Annotated in this window: 1 protein-coding gene; it reads left to right on the top strand. The window is 37.4% G+C overall.

Annotation, left to right across the window (positions count from 1 at the left end; genetic code table 11):
• Positions 1-220: 220 nt before the first annotated feature.
• Positions 221-1,315: an NAD(P)-dependent alcohol dehydrogenase gene (locus BFI01S_RS21835; RefSeq protein ID WP_061794441.1), complete on the top strand. Its 1,095-nt coding sequence runs from the start codon at positions 221-223 to the stop codon at positions 1,313-1,315.
• The last annotated feature ends 222 nt before the right edge of the window (positions 1,316-1,537 follow it).

Below are 1,537 nucleotides of genomic sequence, written 5' to 3'. Positions count from 1 at the left end.
GTTTCTGGCATTTACATGATGTTAGTTTTGGCAGTATATTTATAAATCATTTTGTATCATTTTTTAACAAAAAACTGTATACGCACTTATATTTATACTCAATTGGCAAGCAGTGCTTATTGCATTAACGGGGTTAGTTCAATAAGGATTTAGGAAAAGGGAGTACAAACAACCTTAAATGGGAAACTTAATTAAGTAAAAATCATAAGGAGGTTTTTCCATGGAAACAAAAGCTGCTGTTACCTTTGGAAGTGGTGAACCATTTGAAATTAAACACATAACGATAGATGAACCACAAACGAATGAAGTGTTGATTCGTCTTGTAGGGACCGGAATTTGCCACACCGATATTCTTGCTCAAACACAAGCTTATCCGGTTCCACTTCCTGCAGTACTTGGTCATGAAGGTGCAGGGATTGTTGAAAAAGTCGGCAACGGTATTTCTCATATTCAACCTGGTGACCATGTTGTTCTTTCTTATAGTTCTTGCGGTTCATGCGACAATTGTTTGACCGGCAAAGCATATGCCTGTGAGCGGTTTTATGAATTGAATTTTGAAGGAAGAATGGCAGATAGATCTACTCGCTTACACGTTGAGGGGCAAGATGCTTCTAACTTTTTCGGACAATCTAGTTTTGCATATTACGCGGTAGCCAATGCAAGAAACGTCATAAAGGTCCCAAAAGATGTTCCACTTGAAATGCTCGGACCGCTAGGTTGTGGGGTACAGACTGGAAGTGGAGCGGTATTAAATAAATTAAAACCGGAACCCGGCACAAGCATTGTTGTCTTTGGCGCTGGTACAGTAGGTTTAAGTGCAATTATGGCGGCTATTGTATGTCATTGCGGCATTATTATTGCCGTTGATGTTCAAGAAAACCGATTAGAGTTAGCAAAGGAATTAGGAGCCACACATACCATTAACGCAAGAGAAGGAAATGTTTTAGAAGCAATCATGAAGATTGCTGAAAAGGGTGTAAACTACGCTATTGAGTCTAGCGGTCGCCCTGAAAATTCGAGAAATGCGGTGGATTCACTTACCGTAACAGGAAGAGCGGTACAAGTGGCGGGTGGTCCTATTGGTTCGGAAGTAACGTTGGATATCAATACGATTCTTTTTGAAAGAAACTATGAAGGATTTTTGATGGGTGAAGGTGTTCCTCAAATATATATCCCTAGATTAATCGAACTATACAAGCAGGGGAAATTCCCGTTTGATAAATTGATTACGTATTACTCTTTTGAAGACGTCAATAAAGCAGTAGAAGACGCTCATAAGGGTACAACCATTAAACCAATCCTAAAATTTTCATAAATATTTAGACCAAATAGACTTTTGACTTGTAGAAGAGAACATATAAAATAAATGTTTGTGAAATTAAGCTAACGAGTGCGTTAATGGGATAAGCATATGTATTAAATAAAGGCTTAATACACAAGATTTTATGCATAACTTGTATATTAAGCCTTATTTTCCATTAAAAAAATATACTGCCATTAGCGACATTTCTTAATTGCCAAATACATAGTTCAAATT

This window comes from Cytobacillus firmus NBRC 15306, assembly GCF_001591465.1.
In the GTDB taxonomy this organism is placed as follows: Bacteria; Bacillota; Bacilli; order Bacillales; family Cytobacillaceae; genus Cytobacillus; species Cytobacillus firmus.
This window is presented reverse-complemented; position numbering and strand designations above follow the sequence as displayed.